Source organism: Bradyrhizobium sp. 18BD, assembly GCF_054185225.1.
In genome coordinates, this window is the sequence record NZ_JAVAYL010000002.1 from 450,537 (window position 1) to 472,651 (window position 22,115).

Consider the following 22,115-nt stretch of genomic DNA (forward strand, 5'->3'; position numbering starts at 1 on the left):
TTCGCGTTCCGCGTCTGGCCATCGCAGCACTTCCCTGCAATAACGCCCCCGCATATCGGTCACGACATCGGGCGACGCTGCAATGAACCAACCGAAGCTCTCAGACCCCGTCGCGCGTGCGAGCTCCGGCAGCACGGGCAGCGCACCGCAAGGCGGCTTTGCCGATCTCGTGCCCGAGCTTGGCGTATCCGATCTCCAGAACAGCCTGTCATTCTGGCGGGACCTGCTCGGCTTCGACATCGCCTATGACCGCCCTGCTGCCCGGTTTGCCTATCTGGTCCGAGGGCGTGTGCAGGTGATGCTGTGCGAATTGAACGGCCGCTGGGAGCCGGCCGAAATGCAGCGTCCGTTCGGACGCGGCGTCAATTTCCAGATGGTCGTCGATCGCATCGCGCCGATGCTCAACGCGCTCACTGAGGCCAATTGGCCGCTTTACGAGCCGCCGAACGAAGCCTGGTACCGGGTCGGCGAGCTCGAAGTCGGCCAGCGCGAATTCCTGGTCCAGGATCCGGACGGTTACCTCCTGCGCTTCGTCGAGCGCCTGGGAACGCGCGCCGGCGTGACGTGAAAAGATTCTGCGAGTCCCACTGTCTCGCGCCGCCGGCAGACACAATCGCGTCACAATCATTGATTGCATTGCGGCAGCGTTGACCGGATCATCCTGACGACGACACGTCGGCAGGCGATGTGTTTTGTCGTGCGCCGGAATTGCATTTCGAATTCTGATACGCCGCGCACGCGCGCGAACCAATTCCACTTGCTAGCTTGTCTGAACCGGCGCAGCATCTCACCGCTGGCTTCAGGCCGACATGACGCGCGACAAAGTCGCGCAGCTCAAAAGAAAAAGTGGAGGAAACGAATGACACTCAACGTCTCACGTCGATCCCTGCTCGCGCTTGGCGCAGGATTGGGAGCCAGCACGATGCTCGGCAGCAGGGCGATCGCACGCGCGCCCAAGCTCGGCACCCAGACGCCCTACTGGCACCGCTTCATTCTCGGCGATGCCGAAGTGACCATCGTCTCCGACGGACCGCTGCCGCTCGGCGATCCCTCCGGCACGTTCACCGGCGTGCCGAAGGAAGAGGTGAAGAAGATGCTGGCCGACAATTTCCTGTCGCCGGACAATGTCGTGCTCGAGCAGAACTCGCCGATCGTGAACACCGGCGACAAGCTGATCCTGTTCGACACCGGCATGGGCAGCTCGAAACTGTTCGGCCCGACCACCGGCCGGCAGCAGAAGAGTATGACCGAGGCCGGCATCAAGCCTGAAGACATCGATGCGGTGGTCTGCTCGCACGCCCACATCGACCATATCGGCGGCATCGTGGACGACGGCGGCAAGCCGCTGTTTCCCAATGCGCAGATCTACATCTCCCAGACCGATTTCGACTTCTGGACCGATGAAGGCAAGATGGGGAGCCCGGTCAAGGATTTCATCGTGCACGCCCGCAAGAACCTGCTGCCCGTGCGCGACCGCATCGTGTTCTTCAAGGACGGCCAGGAATTCCTGCCCGGCGTCCAGGCCATCGCGGCGCCCGGTCACACCGTCGGCCACACCATCTTCATGGTCTCCTCGGCCGGCAAGTCGTTCGCCTTCCTCGGCGACCTCTCGCACCATTCCGTGCTGCTACTGGAGCGGCCGCGGATGGAATTCTCCTACGACACCGATCCGACACAGGCGGCGGAATCGCGCGTCAAATTGCTCACCATGCTCGCGGCCAACAAGATCCCGGTGATGTCCTATCACTTCGCCTGGCCGGGCTACGGCCACGTCGCCAAGGCCGGCGACGGCTTCCACTATTATCCCGAGCCGATGCAGATGACGCTGTAGCCGGCGTAATCAGGTGCGGGCGGCCTGTGTGCCGCCCTCACCTCAGTCCCCTATTCCGCGGGCTCCGCGACGGGCAGAGATTTCGGGCTGGGCGCATCCGTCCTCGTACCCGGAAAGATCCGCTTGACCAGCACGAACAGCGCTGGGACGAAGAAGATGCCCAGCACCGTCGCCGCGATCATGCCGCCGGCAACCCCGATGCCGACCGCGTTCTGGCTGGCGGAGCCAGCCCCCGTCGCGACCGCCAGCGGCAGCACGCCGAGGATAAATGCGAGCGACGTCATCAGGATCGGGCGCAGGCGCTGACGTGCCGCGTGCAGCGTGGCTTCGACGAGGCTGCGGCCGGAAGCGATCTGCTCCAGCGCGAACTCGACGATCAGGATCGCGTTCTTCGAGGCAAGACCAATGGTGGTCAGAAGGCCGACCTGGAAATAGACGTCGTTGGCCTGACTGAACAGCGTCGCGCCAACCAGTGCGCCGAGCACGCCGATCGGCACCGTCAGCATCACCGCGAACGGCACCGACCAGCTCTCATAGAGTGCGGCCAGGCTGAGGAACACGATCAGCAGCGAGATCGAATAGAGATACAGCGTCTGGCTGCCGGTCAGCCGCTCCTGGAACGACAGGCCGGTCCATTCGTGGCCGTAGCCCTTGGGCAGCTTCGCCATCTGCTCCTCCACCGCCTGCATGGCGACGCCCGAGCTGATGCCCTGCCCGGCCTGGCCCTGCAGCTCGACGGCGGCCACGCCGTTGTAGCGTTCGAGCCGCGGCGAGCCGAAGCTCCAGCGATGGGTGGCCAGCGCCGAGAACGGCACCATGGAGCCGGCGGTGTTGCGGACATACCAGCGGCCGATGTCGCTGGTATCCATGCGGAACGGCGCATCGCTCTGGACGTAGACCTGCTTGACGCGGCCGCGGTCGATGAAGTCGTTGACGTAGGCGCCGCCCCAGGCCGCCGACAGCGTGGTGTTGAGGTCGCTGAGGTTCACGCCGAGCGCGGTCGCCTTGGCCTGGTCGACGTCGAGGTTGAATTGCGGCGTGTCGTCCTGGCCGTTCGGCCGCGCCTGTGCGACGCGCTTGTCGGCGGCGAGCTGGCCGAGCAGCTGGTTGCGCGCCTGGATCAGCGCCTCATGACCGTTGCCGCCGGTGTCCTGGAGATAGAGGTCGAAGCCGCCGGCATTGCCGAAGCCGGGGATCGAGGGCGGCAGCACCGCGAACACCATGGCGTCGCGGATCCTGGCGAAGGCGCCCATGGCGCGGCCGACCACGGCCTGCGCCGAGGCCGCCGGGCTCTTGCGTTCGTCGAACGGCTTCAGGCTGACGAAGGCAAGGCCCACATTCTGGCCCTGGCCGGCAAAGCTGAAGCCGCTGACCGCGAACACGCCTTCCACGGCGTCCTTCTCGCTGTCGAGATAGTGATGCTCGACCTGCTTGATGACATCGAGGGTGCGCGCCGAGGTGGCGCCGACCGGAAGCTGGATCAGGGTCATGATCGTGCCCTGGTCCTCCTCGGGCAGGAACGAGCTGGGCAGCCGCTGGAACAGGACGACCATCCCAGCGACGATCGCGACGAAGGCGATGATCACGGCAGCGATCCGCTTGATGGCGGCGCCCGCCCCGCGCTGGTAGCCGTCGGCCATACGGTCAAAACCGCGGTTGAACAGGCCGAAGAAGCCGCGCAGGCTGCCGTGATGCTTCGGCGGCTTCAGGATGGTGGCGCACAGGGCCGGCGTCAGCACCAGCGCCACTAGCACGGACAACAGCATCGCCGTGACGATGGTCAGCGCGAACTGCCGGTAGATGATGCCGACCGAGCCGTTGAAGAACGCCATCGGGATGAACACGGCCGAGAGCACCACGCCGATGCCGACCAGCGCGCCGGTGATCTCGCGCATCGACTTTTCGGTCGCCTCGCGCGGGCCGAGCTTCTCCTCGACCATCACACGCTCGACGTTCTCGACCACAACGATGGCGTCGTCGACCAGCAGGCCGATCGCCAGCACCATCGCGAACATCGTCAGCGTGTTGATGGAATAGCCCGCGAGCGAGAGCACGCCGAAGGTTCCGAGCAGCACCACGGGCACCGCGATGGTCGGAATGAGGGTGGCGCGCCAGCTTTGCAGGAACACGAACATCACGACGAAGACGAGCGCGATCGCCTCGAACAGCGTGTGGATCACCTTCTCGATCGACAGCTTCACGAACGGCGTGGTGTCGTAGGGATAGATGACGCGCAGCCCCTCGGGCATGGTCGTGCTGAGCTGGGCAATGCGCGCCTTCACCGCCTCCGACGTCGCAACCGCATTGGCGCCGGTCGCAAGGCTGATGCCCATGCCGGCGGCAGGCTTGCCGTTGTAGCGCGCCGTGGAATCGTAGGACTTCGAGCCGAGCTCGACCCGCGCGACGTCGCCGATGCGAACCGTCTGGCCCGACGACGCGGTGCGCAGGATGATGTCCTTGAACTGTTCGACGGTCTGAAGGCGGCTCTGCGAGGTGATGGTGGCGTTGAGCTGCTGGCCGCCGACGGCCGGCAGACCGCCGAGCTGGCCAGCGGTGACCTGGGTGTTCTGGGCCTGGATCGCCGTGGTGACGTCGCCCGGCATCAGATTGTATTTGGCCAGCTTGTCGGGATCGAGCCAGATCCGCATTGCATATTCGGAGCCGAACAGCTGGACCTGGCCGACGCCGGCAACGCGGCTGATCGGGTCGTTAATCGAGGACGCCACGTAATCGGCGATGTCGCTGGCACCGAGCCGGCCGTCCTCGGAGACGAAGCCGAGCACCATCAAAAAGCTCGCCGACGACTTCACGACCTTGATGCCCTGCTGCTGCACCACTTGCGGCAGCAGCGGGGTGGCAAGCTGGAGCTTGTTCTGCACCTGCACCTGGGCGATGTCGGCGTCGGCCTCGTTGGTGAAGGTCAGTGAGATCTGCACGACGCCGGTCGAGGTGCTCGACGACGACATGTACTGGAGATAGTCGAGGCCGGTCATGTTCTGCTCGATGACCTTGGTCACCGAGTTCTCCGCGGTCTCGGCGTTGGCGCCGGGATAGGTCGCCGTGATGGTGACGACGGTCGGCGCGATCTGCGGATATTGCGCGATCGGCAGGCGCATGATCGCGAGCACACCGCCCAGCATGATCAGGATCGCGATGACCCAGGCGAAGATCGGCCGTTTGATGAAGAAATGCGACATGACGCTTATTGCTCGCTGGTCGTGGGCACCGGCCGTGCATCGGCCTGCCGCGTCGGGCTCATGGTCAGGCCGGTCGCCGGATCCACCGCGACTTCGACCGTTTTCACGGGAGCGCCGGGACGGGCCTTCTGCGTGCCATCGACAACCAGGCGGTCACCCGCCTTGGCGCCAGAACGCACCAGCCAGTTGCTGTCGACCTCCTCGCCGAGATCGAGCGTCCGCTGCTCGATCTTGCCGTCCTTGTCGACGAACATCGCGACCGCCTGCCCCAGCGGATTGCGCGAGACCGCCCGCTGCGGCACCAGGATCGCATTCGCATCGACGCCGGCGACGACGCGGGCGCGCACATACATGCCTGGCAGCAGCACGCGCTCGGGATTGGCGAAGATCGCGCGCGAGGAGACCGAGCCTGTGCTCTCATTGACGCTCGCATCGGTGAAGCCGTACTTGCCCTTGTGGCCGTAGGTCTTGCCGCTCTCCATCAGCAGCTCGACCTGCACGCCCTCGGCCGGACGCTTGAGCTTTCCGCTCGCGATCTGGCTGCGCAGGCGCTCCATCTCGGAGGTCGACTGGTCGAGATCGACGTAAACCGGATCGAGCTGCTGGACCGTCGTCATGGCGGTGGTCTGGCTCGCGGTGACGAGCGCGCCCGGCGTGATGGTCGACTTGCCGATCCGCCCCGAGATCGACGCGGTGACCTTGGTGCGGTCCAGCGAGATCGCGGCGGTATCGCGGTTGGCCTCTGCGGCCTTCAGGTCGGCCTCGCCCTGCTTGTAGGCCGCAACCGCGTCGTCGACGTCCTGTTGGCTCGCCGCATTGGTCTGCAGCAGCTGGGTCTTGCGCGCGGCCTTGAGCTTGACGCTGACCAGCGTCGCCTCGGCCCGCTGCACCGCCGCCTCGGCGCTGGCGAGCGCCGCCTTGTACTGCACCGGATCGATCTCATAGAGCAGATCGCCCTCCTTCACCTCGGCGCCCTCGACGAAGTCGCGCTTGAGCAGGATGCCGGTGACCTGCGGCCGTACCTCGGAGACCTGGTAGGCCACGACGCGGCCCGGCAGGACCGTCGAGATCTTGGCCTCCTGCGGCTTCAACGTGATCACGCCGACCTCTGGCGCCATCTGCTGCGCGGCCGGCGCCGAGCTCTGCTCGCCGCAACCTGCGAGCAGCAGCAGGGCAATCAACGGAACGGCGCGGACGATCGGGGGGCGCATGATGACGATCCATGGTGGTCTTCACGGGGGGCCATTTACATTTGACATATTTGGAAACTATGCAGTTTCCATGAGGAAACTTGGGAGTTTCCTTCTCTAAAGTCAAGTGCTAGGCTGCCGGCATCATCGAGCTCAAGCAGTCGTGAACCGCTCCCAACTGATCGACAGGTTTTGCATGGCGAGGAACCCAGCGAGCCGCAAAGAGACCAGCGGCAATCCGCCCCTGAAACGGGATCAACAGGGCATCAATGCTCCTGCTCCTGACGCGCGCATGCTGCAATTGCTGGCGGCGGCCAAGGAAACCTTCACCAGCAAGGGCTTTGCTGCGACCACGATGGACGACATCGCCGGTGCCGCGGGCATGTCGAAGAAGACGCTCTACAAATTATTCGAGAGCAAGACCGAGCTGTTCCGCGCCATGCTGCTGCGCAGCCTGCCCCAGGCCAATTACGCCGACGCGCCTTCGAACGGATCGCCCGTGACCCGGCTTCGCAACATGCTCCATGAGGGGGCGGACACGGCGCTGTCGCCGGGCGAGATCGCGCTGCAGCGCCTGATTATCGGTGAACGTCAGGCCTCGCCGGAGCTCGGGCGCATGTTCGCCGAGGTCATCATGGAGAGCGGCACGGAGCACATCATCGACCTGCTCAAGGCGGTTCGCCTCGCGCCCCGTTTCGAGGGCCTGCCGCTGCGCCTTGTCGCCGAGATGCTGTTCGGCATGGTGTTCGGCCACGACCATTTCAGGCTGCTCACCGACACCGGATTTCGGCTCAACCGCCGCGTGCTGGAGCGGCGGATCGATCTTGCGATTGCGACGTTCTGTGCACCTGAGGATGGCGGCGATTAAGCCGCAAGCTCACGCCATCCCACAAGAGCACGGTCGCGCTGTTCAGTTCCGGCGGCCAAGAAAGCGCGCGGTGGGCCGCAAGGCATCGATATCCGGAACGGTCTCGCCGGCCTGGACGCCCGTGCACCATGGATAGGGCAAGGCCGCCAGCCAGCCCATGATCGGTCCGGCGTCCGCGGCGGGAAGCACGGACATGGCCTCGATCTCGATCACGAGCTTGGTCACGCGGCCATCGCCGGAGCCGAAATGCCAGTCATAATGTCCGCACCCGACGCGAACCGCGCCGCCCTGCCTCGCCGACATTCCGACCAGCCAGTCGCAACGGACATGCGGCAGGTAATCCGAGCCGGGACGCGACAGGCAAAATGTGCGCACATTCTCATATTGCTCGCCAAAGCCGGTGACCAGCACCTGGGTCACTTGCTCAAGTCCCTTCGCCGCGCTCGGAAATGAGATGGCGTCGGTCTTGACGATCATTTCGAGCTCACAGTCGTCCGCGAACGCGCGCGTCATCAACTGCGGACGGTTGCCATCCTTCGCCAGAATATAGGTGCTGATCGCATCGGCAGACGTGATGGCTGCGGGTCGGCTCATTCGGTCACCCTCAAGACATCAGGGCTGGAGCCTAGCACCCCAGCCTGTCGGCGACCCCGCCGAAATCCTTGGCGACGATGTCCCAGTTGCCGGTGGCTTCGAAATCCACCTTCTGAAGCGGACCATACTCCGTCGGCCGTGCAACGAATGCCGTCTTCAGCCCGTTCTTTTGCGCGGCGGCAAGATCGCCGTTGTGGGCGGCGACCATCATCATCTGCTCCGGCTTCAGGCCAAGCAGCTTCGCTGCGCCGAGATAGGCCTCGGGATCGGGCTTGTAGTGCTCGAACAGCTCGGCCGACATGACGAGGTCCCACGGCAGGCCTGCGTGCTTCGCCATGTTGGTGAGCAGCGCGACATTGCCGTTGGAGAGCGGCGAGATCACGAACCTGGTCTTGAGACGCGTCAGGCCGGCGACGCTGTCAGGCCAGGGATTGAGGCGATGCCAGCCCTTGGTGAGGTGGTCGAGATCGGCGTCGGTGAGGCCCTTGATCTCGAATTTCTCGACCAGCTTTTCCAGCGAGCGGCGGTGCAGGTCATCGAGCATGACGTAGCCGCGCTCGGGATGCTTGCGCACGTCATCCATGGACGCGACGTACATGCCGCGCCAACCGTCGACCAAGGCCGTCCAGTCGGCGCTGATGCCGCGCTGCCTGCTCCACCACATGAAGTCGGTGATCAGGCTGGTGCGCCAGTCTACGACCGTGCCGAACACGTCGAAGACGAGGGCTTTGACGGCGGTGAGATCGGACATGTGCGCTTCCTCCACGCTCGTCATTCCGGGATGGCTCGCAGGGCCAGGCCCGGAATGACGGCAGTTGTTATTCCATTGCTCAGTCCAGATGGAACTTCGCGAGCTCGCGGTGCTCGGCCTTGATGTAGCGCACGGTGCCGGTCACCGAGCGCATCACCACCGTCTCGGTCTCGATCACGCCGTCCTTGCGGAACTTCACGCCCGACAGCAGCGAGCCCGTGGTGACGCCGGTGGCGGCGAACAGGCAGTCGCCGCGCGCCATGTCCTCGATGCCGTAGATCATCTTGGGATCGTTGACGCCCATCTTGGCGGCGCGCTCGCGCTTCTCGTCGGAATCGAGGATCAGGCGGCACTGCATCTGGCCGCCGATGCAGCGCAGCGCCACGGCTGCGAGCACGCCTTCCGGCGCGCCGCCGGTGCCGAGATACATGTCGACGCCGGTGTTGTCGGGGTCGGCGCAGTGGATCACGCCGGCGACGTCGCCGTCGGTGATGAGGCGCACCGCCGCGCCGGTCGAGCGCACGCTCTCGATGATGCTGGCGTGGCGCGGGCGGTCGAGCACGAGCACGGTGATGCCCTCCGGCTTGACGCCCTTGGCCTTGGCGAGACGGCGGACGTTGTCGGCAGGGCTCGCGTCGAGATCGACGACGCCCTTGTCGTAGCCGGGACCGATCGCGAGCTTCTGCATGTAGACGTCGGGTGCGTGCAGCAGCGTGCCGCCGTCGGCCATCGCCATGGTGGCGATCGAGCCCGGCATGTTCTTGGCGCACAGCGTGGTGCCTTCGAGCGGATCGACCGCGATGTCGACCTGGGGGCCGGCCTTGAGGCCGACCTGCTCGCCGATATAGAGCATCGGCGCCTCGTCGCGCTCGCCCTCGCCGATCACGATGGTGCCCTGGATCGGCAGCTTGTTGAGCTCGCGGCGCATCGCGTCCACGGCGGCCTGGTCCGCCGCCTTCTCGTTGCCGTGTCCACGCAGTCGCGCCGACGACACCGCCGCCCGCTCCGTCACACGCACGATCTCCAGCGTGAGAATGCGCTCGAGCAAGGCGTGCGGGGGGACTTCAATATGGGTCGACATCGGCTAACTCCTTCGAAACCGTTCTGGACAGGATGCCCTGCCCGCATCAACTCGTAACACCCACAGTTCGTTCGAACCGTGTCAGTTCTTCTCAATCCGTATGACCTGCGGCCGTCCGCTGATCACCTTGTCCTTCTGTACGGCCGCGAGCGCGCGGCGCACGGCGTCCTCATGGGTAGCGTATGTGATCAGGATGACAGGCACAGGCACGGCCTTGCCATTTGCCGGCGCGACGCCGCCATTGGGATGGCGCTGCACGATCGACTCGATCGAAATCTTCTGTTCCGCGAGCCGGGTCGCGATCGCGGCCGCAGTGCCCGGGAAATCGCGTGCCAGCAGGCGGATGTAGTAGCCGCCCTCGTGGCGCTCCATCGGCGCCTTCCTGGTGTCGTGCAGATGCGCGATCGGCCGGCCGAACGGATTGGCGCGGATGCCGCGCGCGACGTCGGCGATGTCGGCGACGACTGCGGATGCGGTGGCCGCACCGCCGGCGCCGGGGCCGACCAGCGTGATCGGCGGAATGCCCTCGCCATCGATCGTGACAGCATTGGTGACACCCATCACCTGCGCGATCGAGGAGGATTTGGGAACCATGGTCGGATGCACGCGCTGCTCGATGCCCTTGGCGGTGCGGACGGCAACGCCGAGCAGCTTGAGCCGGTAACCGAGATCGTCAGCGGCGCGCAAATCTTCCGGCGCGATGGAGGAGATACCTTCGACATACACCGCGCTTTGAGCAACTTTCGTGCCGAAAGCGAGGCTGGCGAGAATGGCGAGCTTTTGCGCCGTGTCGTGGCCGTCGACGTCGAAGGACGGGTTGGCCTCGGCATAGCCGAGCCGCTGCGCATCCTTGAGGCATTCGGCGAAGGACAGGCCCTCCTGCTCCATCCGGGTCAGGATGTAATTGCAGGTGCCGTTGAGGATGCCGTAGACACGGCTGACGCCGGTTCCCGCGAGGCCCTCGCGTAACGTCTTGATGACGGGGATAGCGGCGCCGACCGCTGCCTCGAAATTCAGCGCGCCGCCGTGCTTTTCGGCGGCCTTGGCCAGCTTGATGCCGTGCTTGGCGAGCAAGGCCTTGTTCGCCGTGACGACCGACTTGCCGGCGTTCAGTGCGGCTTCCACCGCCGACAGCGCCGGATCACCCGCGCCGCCCATCAGCTCGACGAAGCAATCGACCTCGGGATGCGTCGCCAGCGCCATGGGATCCTTGACCCATTCGACGCCACGCAGATCGACGCTGCGCTTCTTGGCCTTCGAGCGCGCGGTGACGGCGACGACGCGAATGCCACGGCCGCTACGGCCGGCGAGCACGCGGCTTTGCGTTTCAATCAAACGGACGACTTCGGCACCCACGGTGCCGAGCCCCGCTATGCCCACTTTCAGGGGTGCAACCATGATGCTTTTAGAAAACCTGTCGAAGAGAATTAGCGCCGGTTGGCGAGCGGAACCACGTTGTGCAACGTTTCGATGCCGCTTTCAAGGAAGCGGCGCACGCCGCGCGCGGCCTGCCTGATCCGTTGCTCGTTTTCCACCATGGCGATGCGGACATATCCTTCACCATGCTCGCCGAAGCCGACGCCGGGCGAGACCGCAACGCCGGATTTCTCCACCATCAGGGTCGCGAACTGCATGCTGCCGACGCTGCGGAAAGCCTCCGGCAGCGGCACCCAGGCGAACATCGAGGCTTCCGGCGGAGGGATCTCCCAGCCGGCGCGGCCGAACGATTCCACCAGCGCGTCGCGACGCTTGCGGTAGGTGTCGCGCATCTCCTTGATGCAATCGTCGGGGCCGTTCAGCGCCGCGGTCGCAGCGACCTGCACCGGCGTGAAGGCGCCGTAGTCGAGGTAGGATTTGACGCGGGCGAGCGCTGCGATCACGCGGTCATTGCCGACCGCAAAGCCCATGCGCCAGCCGGCCATCGAATAGGTCTTCGACATCGAGGTGAACTCGACGGTGACGTCGATCGCGCCGGGTACCTGCAGCACCGAGGGCGGCGGATTGTTCTCGTCGAAATAGACCTCGGCATAAGCAAGGTCCGACAGGATCAGGATCTCGTGCTTCTTCGCGAACGCAACGAGGTCCTTGTAGAAGTCCAGGCTCGCGACATAGGCGGTCGGGTTCGAGGGATAGCAGACGACCAGCGCGAGCGGCTTCGGGATCGAATGCACGATCGCGCGCTCCACCGCCTCGAAGAATTGCGGCGTCGGCTCCGAGGGCACCGAGCGGATCACACCGCCCGCCATCAAAAAGCCGAAGGCGTGAATCGGGTAGCTCGGGTTCGGACAGAGGATGACGTCGCCCGGCGCGGTGATCGCCTGGGCCACGTTGGCAAAGCCCTCCTTCGAGCCGAGCGTCGCCACCACCTGGGTGTCGGGGTTGAGCTTCACGCCGAAGCGGCGGGCGTAATAGGCAGCCTGCGCGCGGCGCAGGCCGGGAATGCCGCGGGAGGCCGAGTAGCGGTCGGTGCGCGGCTTGCCGAGCGTCTCCTTCAGCTTCTCCAGCACATGCGGCGGCGCCGGCAGATCCGGATTGCCCATGCCGAGGTCGATGATGTCGGAGCCGGCATTCCGCGCAGCCGCCTTGGCCCGGTTGACCTGCTCGAACACGTAAGGCGGAAGGCGGCGGATGCGGTAAAACTCGTCCATGGCTCTCTGGGCTCCGGGCAACCGGTCAGGACAGAATCGACTGGCCACAAGGGCCACTCCGAAAGGGAACGGCCCCGTTAAAATCACTCAAAATCAAATACTTAGAGCAATCTTCGACGGCAGAGGCTGAAGTCGTTCGCCCTGACTCTCGGCTGAACTCAGGTCTTTTAGCACGGCATCGCGGAGGCGCCAGCGATTACCTTGCACTGCGCACCTTCGCGGCCTTACTTCGCGTCCTTGGCGGCAACGGCCTGGCGGTCGCGCGCGGCGGCAAGCTCTGCCTCGATCTTGGCCCGCTGATCCGGCGGAATGACCGCCTGATCACGCTCCGGCGGCAGATCGTGCACCGGCAGATAGGCGCCCGGCTCCTTCGGATGCGCCTGGGCATCCGCCGGCGTGAGATCGGCGAGCTGACTCGAACAGCCACCGAGTGCAAGCGCCGCCATCAGCAGCGCGCCACAAATCGGCAGCGACTTTTGCAGGTCCCATAACGCCAACACTTGGGAAATCCCCCACTCGTCCCAAAGCACGGCCCCGGGCAAGGCTACCCGACACCGCGCCCAAGCTCAAACCATTGCTGCCCCAATGGTGCGAGCGAGAAAAAGCGCCCCGGCGCCACCAAGCCGAGCCGTGCGGCCTGATTATGACGGAACCGGGAAATCTTATCGCAATGCAGCACATCTTGGAGCGTGTTTAACGCCAAACTTGCGAGCTTCGCGGTGACGAATACGGAATGACTCGTTACTGTTCTGCCCATGAGTACCGCCACGACTGACGCACCCCGATCCGAAACGAAGTTCGATGCGGAAGCCTTCGCGATGAATGTCGCGCGGGCGATGGAGAGCGGCGGCAAGGCGCTGGCCGCCTACCTCAAGCCGCGCGAGAGCGGCGAGGTGCAGGACCGCCCGCCGGCCGAGCTTGCGGAAGTGGTCAAGACCTTCACCTCGGTCGCCGAATACTGGCTGTCGGACAATTCGCGCGCGTCGGACCTGCAGACCAAGCTCGCCAAGGATTATCTCGACCTCTGGGGCTCGGCGGCGCGCCGCATGGCCGGACAGGACGCTGAGCCCGCGATCGCGCCCTCGCCGCGCGACAAGCGCTTTGCCGATCCCGAATGGAAGTCGAACCAGTTCTTTGATTTCGTGATGCAGCTCTATCTGCTCACGACCAAATGGGCGCAGGAGCTGGTGCGCGACGCCGACGGCCTCGATGCACACACCCGCCGCAAGGCGGAGTTCTACGTCCAGCAGGTCACCAACGCGCTGTCGCCGTCGAACTTCGTGCTGACCAATCCGGAAGTGCTGCGCGAGACGGTGTCGAGCAGCGGCGAGAACCTCGCGCGCGGCCTGAAGATGCTGGCCGAGGACATCGCCGCCGGCAAGGGCATGCTGAAGATCCGCCAGTCCAATCCGGACAATCTCGTCGTCGGCGTCAACATGGCGACGACGCCGGGCAAGGTGATCTACCAGAACGAGATGATGCAGCTGATCCAGTATTCGCCGACCACGGAGACGGTGCTGCGCACCCCACTCCTGATCGTGCCGCCCTGGATCAACAAGTTCTACATCCTCGATCTCAAGCCGGAGAAATCCTACATCAAGTGGTGCGTCGACCAGGGCATCACCGTGTTCGTGATCTCATGGGTCAATCCCGACAAGCGGCTCGGCAACAAGAGCTGGGAAGACTACATGAAGGAAGGCCCGCTCACGGCGATGGACGTGATCGAGAAGGTCACCGGCGAGATGAAGGTGCACACCGCCGGCTATTGCGTCGGCGGCACCATGCTCGCGACCACGCTGGCCTGGCTTGCCGAGAAGCGCCGCCAGCGCGTCTCGTCCGCGACGTTCTTCGCCGCCCAGGTCGACTTCACCCATGCCGGCGATCTCCTCGTGTTCGTCGACGAGGAGCAGATCGCCGCGCTCGAGCATGACATGAAGGCCGCCGGCGTGCTCGAAGGCTCGAAGATGGCGATGGCCTTCAACATGCTGCGCTCGAACGATTTGATCTGGTCCTATGTCGTCAGCAATTATCTGAAGGGCCAGCAGCCGAGCGCGTTCGACCTCCTGCACTGGAATTCGGATGCGACGCGCATGACCGCGTCGAACCATTCCTATTACCTGCGCAACTGCTATCTGGAGAACCGGCTGTCGACGGGCACGATGGTGCTCGACAACACGCTGCTCGATCTCTCCAAGGTCAAGGTGCCCGTCTACAACCTCGCCACCCGCGAGGACCACATCGCGCCGGCGGAATCGGTGCTGTACGGCTCGCAATTCTTCGGCGGGCCGGTGAAATATGTGCTGTCGGGCTCGGGCCATATCGCCGGCGTCGTCAATCCGCCTGCTTCGAACAAGTACCAGTACTGGACCAACGACAACATCAAGGACATCAGCGTCGCCGACTGGATGAAGGGCGCGGTCGAGCACAAGGGCTCGTGGTGGCCGGACTGGCGCGAATGGCTGGGCGCGCTCGATCCGGAGGAAGTGCCGGCGCGCGTGGTCGGCAGCGAGGCGCTGCCCGCGATCGAGGACGCGCCCGGCAGCTATGTCAGGGTTCGCGCATAGCGTATGATCCGGAAAAGTGCGAAGCGGTTTTCCGAGAAGATCATACGCAAACAAGAACCAAAGCGCGCTTGCGCGTGGCGGACTCTCGCGTGCTCTTGTATAGACTCGCTCTCAGCACGGCGACGACAGAGGGGACTGGACTATGACGCGCGAATTGTTCTGGCTGACGTGTACGGTGATCCTGACCGGGATCCTCTGGATTCCCTACACCATCAACCGCTGCCAGGTTCGCGGCCTCAGTGGCGCCCTGGCCAATCCCTCGCGCGGCGACAAGCCGCAGTCGGAGTGGGCGAACCGCCTGATGTTCGCGCATGACAACGCGGTCGAGAACCTCGTGCTGTTCGCGCCGCTGGTGCTGATCCTCAACGCGATCGACTATTCCACCAAATGGACCGTGCTCGCCTGCGCGGTCTATTTCTGGTCCCGCGTCGCGCATCTGATCGTCTATGCGCTCGGCATCCCGGTGTTCCGCACCCTGGCCTTCACCGTCGGCTTCCTCGCCCAGGCGGTGCTGGCGCTGGCGATCTTCAAGGTGTTTTGAGCTCGCACCCTCGACGCTCGGCCATGCGCAGCGAAGCCAGCCGGGATTTCGTCGAATTCCACGATCTCGGCGCGGACGCGATCCTCTCCATCCTCGCCCGTGCGCAGGTCTTGGCTGCGGCGTGGCAGGATCGTTCCATGCCGCAATGCCTTGCCGGCAAGCGCGTGGCCGTCATCGCCGACGACGGCGGATGGCGGAACACGACCGCGTTCGACCTCGGCGTGAAGGCGATGGGAGGCATCAGCGTGCAGCCTCCGGTCAGGTTCAATGTCCATGAGAGCACGGCTGATCTCGCAGGATATCTCGACAATTGGTTCGACATCCTGGTCGTGCGCACCCGCGAATTGTCGACCCTGCGAGAGCTTGCAGCACACGCCAAAGCGCCGGTCGTCAATGCCAGAACGCGATCAAATCACCCCTGCGAGACGCTTGGCGATCTCGCCTATGTCAGCGGCAAGCGGGGAGCGCTCGAGGGCCTGAAGGTCGTCGGCGTCGCCCCCGATGCCAACATCCTCCGCTCCTGGGTTGAAGCGTCGATCGCCTTGCCGATCGAGGTGATGCAGATCTATCCGGCGGACTGGCATATCCGGGACATCGCAAGTCCGAGATTCACCGCAAGCACTGATCTCGACCTGTTGCGCGATGCGGACGTGATCATCACGGATTGCTGGCCGAATGGGACGCATGACGATCAGCTCGCAGGCTACCGGATATCCGCAACGCTGCTCGACCAATGCCGCCGCGATGCGATCTTTCTGCCCTGCCCGCCGGTGACCAGGGGCCAGGAGGTCACGGCCGATGCGATGAGCCACCCCGCCTGCCAGAGCACGATGGCGAAGGCTTTCCTCCTGCACGCACAGAACGCCCTGCTGGAATGGATCGCCGCGTAGCCGGCGCCGGCAGGTTCCTGGACGCAAATTCCTGGACGCAAGTAAGAAGGAGCAATCTGCCCATTCTGGCGGCAGCCATCAACCACAGGTGTTGCCGCAAGATGACAGTGCGAGAGAATCAGCAACGTTCCGGCTCACACCTACAAATTGTCGTCTATCCACACGTATATTAGCGCATCGCAATTGCTTGATTCGGAACAGACATGAATTCAAAGATTGCATTCGCGCTCGGCGCGCTCTCGCTCGCAGCGGTTACGACCCAGGCTGGTGCCGCTGATCTCGCCGCCCGTCCCTACACCAAGGCTCCGCCGATGATCGCGGCGATCTACGATTGGAGCGGCTTCTACATCGGCGCCAACGGCGGCTATGGCTCGTCGCGCAATTGCTGGGATGGAACCGCCGGTTTCCCGGCCGGCATCGCCGAAGGCTGCCATGATGCGACCGGCGCCGTCGCCGGCGGCCAGGTCGGCTATCGCTGGCAGAGCAGCGCCTTCGTGTTCGGCCTCGAAGCGCAGGGCGACTGGGCCGACCTCTCGGGCCGGAATGCCAGCACCGTGTTCGGCGTCGCGAACCGCACCCGCATCGACGCCTTCGGCCTGTTCACCGGCCAGGTCGGCTACGCCTGGAACAACGCACTGCTCTACGTGAAGGGCGGCGGCGCTGTGACCCGCAACCGTTACAGCGGCCTCGGTACGGGCGGTCTGGGCGGAGCGGAGTTCGATCGCGCCGACGACACCCGTTGGGGCGGCACGATCGGCGTCGGCTTCGAATACGGCTTTGCCCCGAACTGGTCGGTCGGCCTCGAATACGACCACCTGTTCATGGGACACCGCGACGTCACGCTCACCGCCAACGGCGTGCTGGCACCGTTCGTGCCTGCCGGCGCATTCTCGCGCACCGACCGTATCGGCCAGGACGTCGACCTGATCACGGCCCGCATCAACTACCGCTTCGGCGGCCCGCTCATCGCGAAGTACTGAGGCTTGGTGTCCCGGACGCGCCGCAGCGCCGGGACCCGGAAGGCTACAGAAGCGAAGCAAGAAGTATGTGCCCCGGCTCTGCAACGCATCACTGAAGAAGTGCTGCGCTGCGTCCGGAGCACAAGACTGTTTTACTGATCGGCAAGTCCCAGCATCAGCCGCATGTTCTGCACTGCTGCGCCCGAGGCACCCTTGCCGAGATTGTCGAGCCGCGCGACCAGCACCGCCTGATGGTACTTGTCGCTGGCGAAGACGTAGAGCTCGAGCATGTTGGTCTCGTTGAGCGCTTCCGGCTCGAGCCGGCCGGCCTTCGATGCCTCGTTCTGAAGCGGCATCACCGAGACATACTTCGAGCCGGCATAGCGCTTGGCGAGCGCGGCCTGCAGATCGGCGCCGCCCGGCTTGCCCGGCAGCGTGTCGAGCTGGAGCGGCACCGACACCAGCATGCCCTGCCGGTAATTGCCGACCGAGGGGATGAAGATCGGCCGCCGCGTCAGGTTCGAATAGAGCTGCAGCTCCGGCAGATGCTTGTGCTCGAAGCCGAGGCCGTAGAGCTCGAAGGACGGCGCGCTGCCGCCCTCGAAGCTTGCAATCATCGACTTGCCGCCGCCGGAATAGCCGCTCACCGCGTTGACGGTGACGGGATAGTCCGGGGGCAATAGACCCGCATCGACGATCGGCCGCAGCAGTGCGATGCCGCCGGTCGGATAGCAGCCGGGATTGGAGACCTTCTTGGCGGCCTTGATCTTGCCGGCCTGGTCCGGCGTCATCTCCGGAAAGCCGTAGGCCCAGTCGGGCGCGACCCGGTACGCGGTCGAAGCGTCCAGCACCTTCGGTCCCGCAGCGCCCATGCTGTCGACCAGCGCAACCGTTTCCTTTGCGGCGTCGTCCGGCAGACAGAGGATGACGAGATCGACCTCCTCCATCAGCGCCTTCTTGGCGGCGAGATCCTTGCGCTTGTCGTCGGCGATCGTCTTCACGACCACGTCGTTCTGGAGCTTCAGCCGCTCGTTGATGCCGAGCCCGGTGGTGCCGGAGCCGCCATCGACGAAGATGGTGGCGGGCTTCCTGGCTGCGCCGGTGGACGGGGCTTTGGTGGTTTCCGTGAGGCTCATGGCAGGCTCCTTTCGAGCTTGTTGGTTTCGGCCGCGAAGGCGTCGGGCCTCACGTCCTGCATCAGTTGCGCGATTTCCCTGGCGTCGGCGGCGGGCTGGACGCCGAGCGCATTGGCGATCGCCGTGTAGTCGGCGTCGGACTTGTGCTGGTTGAGCTTGAAGCTGCCTTCGACCTCTTCAACCGTCATGACCAGACCCACGATCCCCTTCTTCAGCGCCTCGAGCCGGCCCGCCGTCATCTTGCCCGATGTCCACGGCTTCTTCGGCAGCAGCCAGCTCTCGAACTTGTCGCTGAGCGTATCGATTTGCACTGCCAGCTCACCGTCCGACAACAACTTCACCGGTCCGGTCAGATGGACCGACTGATAGAGCCAGGTCGGCACCTGATCCGGCGAGACGTACCAGTCCGGCGATACATAGGCATCGGGTCCGTTGACCGCGAGCAGCCAGGACGTCGCCCCGTCCGCAAGCTTTACCAGCGGATTGTGACGGGCGACATGAAAGGCGGCCCGCGGCGTGCCGTCATCGGCATAGGTCAAATAGAACGGCAGCGGCGAGGCGATCGGCTTGTGGCCGTCGAAGGCGCACATCGTGCCGAAGCCGCGCTCTTCGGCGAATTTCAGGCTCGCGGCGCGATCCGGCTTGAAAAAGGGTGGCGTGTACATCGTGGTCTCCTGCTGGGCCTCCTCGGGGGCCGCCGGATCAGATCGCGCTGACAGGAGAGAGAATGCCGCGGATCGGATCCAGCGGCAAAGACGATGATCTCAAACGCGATCGACCGCCCAAACCGCTAAGATGCGGCGGCGGCGACGGGCGAACAGGATGGTCGCGGCGTTGATCATGGCGCGCGGCTATAAGGCCAGATCCGGTTCCCGTCAAGGTTTTGGCGTCAGATCAGGCGCCAGATCCATTCCATCAGCTTCGCGATCACGTCGCCGAACAGCAGCAGCGCGGCCGACCAGACCAGCGCCGAGACGAAATTGGCGGCCTGGAAGCTCCAATACGGCATCTCGAAGATGCCGGCGGCAAGCGGCACCGAGGCGCGCAAGGGGCCGAAGAAGCGGCCGATGAAGATGCTGGGCACGCCCCAGCTCCGCACGAAGGCCTCGCCCTTGGGCAGCAGTTCCGGATAGCGCGAGAGCGGCCACATCTGGGCGACCTGCTCCTTGTAGCGATAGCCGAACCAATAGGAGACCCAGTCGCCGAGCGCAGCCCCAACGCCGCCGGCGATCCAGACCGGGTAGAAGCTGATGCCGCTCACCCCGATCAGCGCGCCGATGGCGACCAGCGCGCCCCAGGCCGGGATCAGCAGCGAGATGAAGGCCAGCGACTCTCCGAAGGCGAGCAGGAACACGATCGGGGCCGCCCAAACCTGGTGAGCACGCACGAATTCGGCCAGTGCGTGCGCGTACTGCTCCATTCCAGATTGCCTTCCCCGCCCCGTCACGGTCCTGTCAGATAAAAAGACTGGTAAGCCAAGGACTTGTGTGACATCAAGTCACAAAGCCCGGCCCAAACCGGGCCAAGGCGTCAAATTGCCGGGAATTGGTGGGCCTGCGGCGTAAAATCGCCGGGATTGGCCACCACGCACAGCCGTCCGGCCGGGACGCGGTGACCTTTCAAGGCGAGCCGTGGCATAGTCCGCCTAACCGATTCGCCGCTCGCGCGGCCCTCAAAACACATCAAGACATATGTCCAAGCAATTGAAGCCAAAAGCAAAAGACGACTTTTTCGGTGGCGAAGAGTCGAAGTCCCGCGCGCCCGCCAAGGCGGCGCCGCGCGGAAGCGGCGGCGAAGCCGACTACACCGCGGCCGACATCGAGGTGCTCGAAGGCCTGGAACCGGTGCGGCGCCGGCCCGGCATGTATATCGGCGGCACCGACGAGAAGGCGCTGCATCACCTCTTTGCCGAAGTCATCGACAACTCGATGGACGAGGCGCTGGCCGGGCACGCGACCTTCATCGGCGTGGAGCTCAGCGCGGACGGCTTCCTCACCGTCACCGACAACGGCCGCGGCATCCCGATCGATCCGCATCCGAAGTTTCCGAAGAAGTCGGCGCTCGAAGTCATCATGTGCACGCTGCACTCGGGCGGCAAGTTCGACAGCAAGGTCTACGAGACCTCGGGCGGCCTGCACGGCGTCGGCATCTCCGTGGTGAACGCCCTCTCCTCGCGGCTCGAGGTCGAGGTCGCGCGCAGCCAGAAGCTTTACCGCATGTCGTTCGAGCGCGGGCACCCCAAGGGCAAGCTCGAGGATCTCGGCAAGGTCAACAATCGCCGCGGCACGCGCGTGCGCTTCAAGCCCGACACCGACATCTTCGGCGCCAAGGCCGCGTTCAAGCCGCAGCGCCTGTTCAAGATGACGCGCTCGAAGGCCTATCTGTTCGGCGGCGTCGAGATCCGCTGGAACTGCGCGCCCGACTTGCTCAAGGGCATCGAGGACGTACCTGCGGAAGCGACCTTCCACTTCCCCGGCGGCCTCAAGGATTATCTGGCGGCGGCGATCCACGCCGACACGCTGGTGCATCCCGACATCTTCTCCGGCAAGTCGGGCCGCAACGGCGCGCACGGCGCCTGCGAATGGGCCGTGGCCTGGACCGCGGATGCCGACGGCTTCCTGTCGTCCTACACCAACACGGTGCCGACGCCCGACGGCGGTACGCACGAATCCGGCCTGCGCAGCGCGCTGCTGCGCGGCCTGAAGGATCACGCCGAGCGCGTCGGTCAGGGCAAGCGCGCCTCCTCCATCACCTCGGAAGACGTGATGGTGGGCGCGGCCGTGATGTTGTCCGTGTTCGTGCGCGAGCCTGAATTCCAGGGCCAGACCAAGGACCGCCTCGCCACCGCAGAGGCGCAGCGCATCGTCGAGCAGGCGATGAAGGATCCGTTCGACCATTGGCTGTCGGGCAATCCGAACATGGCCAACCGGCTGCTCGACTTCGTGATCGACCGCGCCGAGGAGCGGCTGCGCCGTCGTCAGGAGAAGGAAACCGCGCGCAAGACAGCCGGCAAGAAGTTGCGCCTGCCAGGCAAGCTCGCCGACTGCACGGATGCCGGCACCGAAGGCTCCGAGCTGTTCATCGTCGAGGGCGACTCGGCCGGCGGCAGCGCCAAGCAGGCGCGTGATCGCAAGACGCAAGCGGTGCTGCCGCTGCGCGGCAAGATCCTCAACGTCGCCTCGGCCGGCAAGGACAAGCTGACGGCGAATGCCCAGCTCTCGGATCTGGTGCAGGCGATCGGCTGCGGCCAGCTTTTGCAGTATCGCGAAGAGGATCTGCGCTATCAGCGCATCATCATCATGACCGACGCCGACGTCGACGGCGCGCACATTGCCTCGCTGCTGATCACCTTCTTCTACCGGCAGATGCCGAAGCTGATCGACGAAGGCCATCTCTTCCTCGCGGTGCCGCCGCTCTACAAGCTCACTCACGGCACCAAGTCGGTCTACGCGCGCGACGACAAGCACAAGGAAGAGCTGATCAAGAGCGCGTTCAACGCCAATGCGAAGGTCGAGGTGAACCGCTTCAAAGGCCTCGGCGAGATGATGCCGGCGCAGCTCAAGGAAACCACCATGGACCCGGGCAAGCGGACGCTGCTCAAGGTGGTCCTGCTGCCCGACGACCGCGACACCACGGCCGATTCGGTCGAGCGGCTGATGGGGACCAAGGCTGAAGCACGCTTCGCCTTCATCTCGGACAAGGCCGAGTTTGCCAGCGAGGAGCTGCTGGACGTCTGAAGCGGCGATTCCCGCTGAAAAGCCCCGGCCCGAGGCCGGGGCTTTTTCATTTGTGGTGACCGTTCAGGCCTTTACCGAAGATTGAGCCGCGGAAATCCGCTTCCCCGAAGGCACGACTCGGCCAACGA

General features: G+C 64.8%; 19 protein-coding genes. 8 read left to right on the forward strand and 11 right to left on the reverse strand.

Annotated features, from left to right (window positions below; all coding sequences use genetic code 11):
- Positions 1-82 precede the first annotated feature (82 nt).
- Positions 83-568 (forward strand): bleomycin resistance protein, encoded by a 486-nt coding sequence (locus RAD16_RS05445; protein ID WP_458156838.1) that lies wholly within the window; start codon positions 83-85, stop codon positions 566-568.
- Positions 569-859: 291 nt separating this feature from the next.
- Complete coding sequence (locus RAD16_RS05450) at positions 860-1,831, forward strand: MBL fold metallo-hydrolase (RefSeq protein ID WP_458156839.1); 972 nt, start codon at positions 860-862, stop codon at positions 1,829-1,831.
- Between the two features lie 50 nt (positions 1,832-1,881).
- On the opposite strand, the gene RAD16_RS05455 is transcribed toward RAD16_RS05450, so the two are convergent.
- Together RAD16_RS05455 and RAD16_RS05460 are read right to left on the reverse strand one after the other, a co-directional pair.
- Complete coding sequence (locus RAD16_RS05455; protein WP_458156840.1) at positions 1,882-5,028, reverse strand: efflux RND transporter permease subunit; 3,147 nt, start codon at positions 5,026-5,028, stop codon at positions 1,882-1,884.
- Positions 5,029-5,033: 5 nt separating this feature from the next.
- Positions 5,034-6,239: an efflux RND transporter periplasmic adaptor subunit gene (locus RAD16_RS05460; protein WP_458156841.1), complete on the reverse strand. Its 1,206-nt coding sequence runs from the start codon at positions 6,237-6,239 to the stop codon at positions 5,034-5,036.
- Between the two features lie 175 nt (positions 6,240-6,414).
- On the opposite strand from RAD16_RS05460, the gene RAD16_RS05465 reads away from it, so the two are divergent.
- Positions 6,415-7,086, forward strand: coding sequence for a TetR/AcrR family transcriptional regulator (locus tag RAD16_RS05465; RefSeq protein ID WP_458156842.1), 672 nt, complete (start codon positions 6,415-6,417; stop codon positions 7,084-7,086).
- 42 nt (positions 7,087-7,128) lie between these two features.
- On the opposite strand, the gene RAD16_RS05470 is transcribed toward RAD16_RS05465, so the two are convergent.
- The 6 genes from RAD16_RS05470 to RAD16_RS05495 form a co-directional block, all read right to left on the reverse strand.
- Positions 7,129-7,680: a hypothetical protein gene (locus RAD16_RS05470; RefSeq protein ID WP_458156843.1), complete on the reverse strand. Its 552-nt coding sequence runs from the start codon at positions 7,678-7,680 to the stop codon at positions 7,129-7,131.
- 31 nt (positions 7,681-7,711) lie between these two features.
- On the reverse strand, positions 7,712-8,431 hold the full coding sequence (locus RAD16_RS05475; RefSeq protein WP_458156844.1) for a haloacid dehalogenase type II: 720 nt from the start codon (positions 8,429-8,431) through the stop codon (positions 7,712-7,714).
- Positions 8,432-8,510: 79 nt separating this feature from the next.
- Entirely contained in the window at positions 8,511-9,512 is a 1,002-nt protein-coding gene (glpX, locus tag RAD16_RS05480) for a class II fructose-bisphosphatase (protein ID WP_458156845.1), read from the reverse strand.
- Positions 9,513-9,593: 81 nt separating this feature from the next.
- Positions 9,594-10,910 carry a homoserine dehydrogenase gene (locus tag RAD16_RS05485; protein WP_458156846.1) on the reverse strand — a complete coding sequence of 439 codons (1,317 nt, stop codon included), beginning with the start codon at positions 10,908-10,910 and terminating at the stop codon, positions 9,594-9,596.
- A gap of 29 nt (positions 10,911-10,939) precedes the next feature.
- On the reverse strand, positions 10,940-12,160 hold the full coding sequence (locus RAD16_RS05490; RefSeq protein ID WP_458156847.1) for an LL-diaminopimelate aminotransferase: 1,221 nt from the start codon (positions 12,158-12,160) through the stop codon (positions 10,940-10,942).
- A gap of 224 nt (positions 12,161-12,384) precedes the next feature.
- Positions 12,385-12,660 (reverse strand): hypothetical protein, encoded by a 276-nt coding sequence (locus RAD16_RS05495; protein WP_458156848.1) that lies wholly within the window; start codon positions 12,658-12,660, stop codon positions 12,385-12,387.
- Positions 12,661-12,915: 255 nt separating this feature from the next.
- Between RAD16_RS05495 and RAD16_RS05500 the strand changes: the two genes are divergently transcribed.
- From RAD16_RS05500 to RAD16_RS05515, 4 genes are all read left to right on the forward strand, one after another.
- On the forward strand, positions 12,916-14,724 hold the full coding sequence (locus tag RAD16_RS05500) for a PHA/PHB synthase family protein (RefSeq protein ID WP_458156849.1): 1,809 nt from the start codon (positions 12,916-12,918) through the stop codon (positions 14,722-14,724).
- A 142-nt stretch (positions 14,725-14,866) separates the two neighbouring features.
- On the forward strand, positions 14,867-15,265 hold the full coding sequence (locus tag RAD16_RS05505; protein ID WP_458156850.1) for an MAPEG family protein: 399 nt from the start codon (positions 14,867-14,869) through the stop codon (positions 15,263-15,265).
- Between the two features lie 23 nt (positions 15,266-15,288).
- Entirely contained in the window at positions 15,289-16,155 is an 867-nt protein-coding gene (locus RAD16_RS05510) for an ornithine carbamoyltransferase (RefSeq protein ID WP_458156851.1), read from the forward strand.
- A 203-nt stretch (positions 16,156-16,358) separates the two neighbouring features.
- Positions 16,359-17,135 (forward strand): outer membrane protein, encoded by a 777-nt coding sequence (locus RAD16_RS05515; RefSeq protein ID WP_458156852.1) that lies wholly within the window; start codon positions 16,359-16,361, stop codon positions 17,133-17,135.
- 131 nt (positions 17,136-17,266) lie between these two features.
- Here RAD16_RS05515 and argC read toward each other — a convergent pair whose 3' ends face one another.
- The 3 genes from argC to RAD16_RS05530 all read right to left on the reverse strand — a co-directional run bounded on the left by argC (position 17,267) and on the right by RAD16_RS05530 (position 19,670).
- Positions 17,267-18,250 (reverse strand): N-acetyl-gamma-glutamyl-phosphate reductase, encoded by a 984-nt coding sequence (gene argC / locus RAD16_RS05520; RefSeq protein ID WP_458156853.1) that lies wholly within the window; start codon positions 18,248-18,250, stop codon positions 17,267-17,269.
- Entirely contained in the window at positions 18,247-18,915 is a 669-nt protein-coding gene (locus tag RAD16_RS05525; RefSeq protein ID WP_458156854.1) for an FMN-binding negative transcriptional regulator, read from the reverse strand. The genes argC and RAD16_RS05525 overlap by 4 nt, the downstream gene beginning before the upstream one ends.
- A gap of 224 nt (positions 18,916-19,139) precedes the next feature.
- Positions 19,140-19,670, reverse strand: coding sequence for a DedA family protein (locus tag RAD16_RS05530; protein ID WP_458156855.1), 531 nt, complete (start codon positions 19,668-19,670; stop codon positions 19,140-19,142).
- Between the two features lie 271 nt (positions 19,671-19,941).
- Between RAD16_RS05530 and parE the strand changes: the two genes are divergently transcribed.
- A complete protein-coding gene (gene parE / locus RAD16_RS05535; protein WP_458156856.1) occupies positions 19,942-21,987 on the forward strand; it encodes a DNA topoisomerase IV subunit B in 2,046 nt (681 codons plus the stop codon).
- The last annotated feature ends 128 nt before the right edge of the window (positions 21,988-22,115 follow it).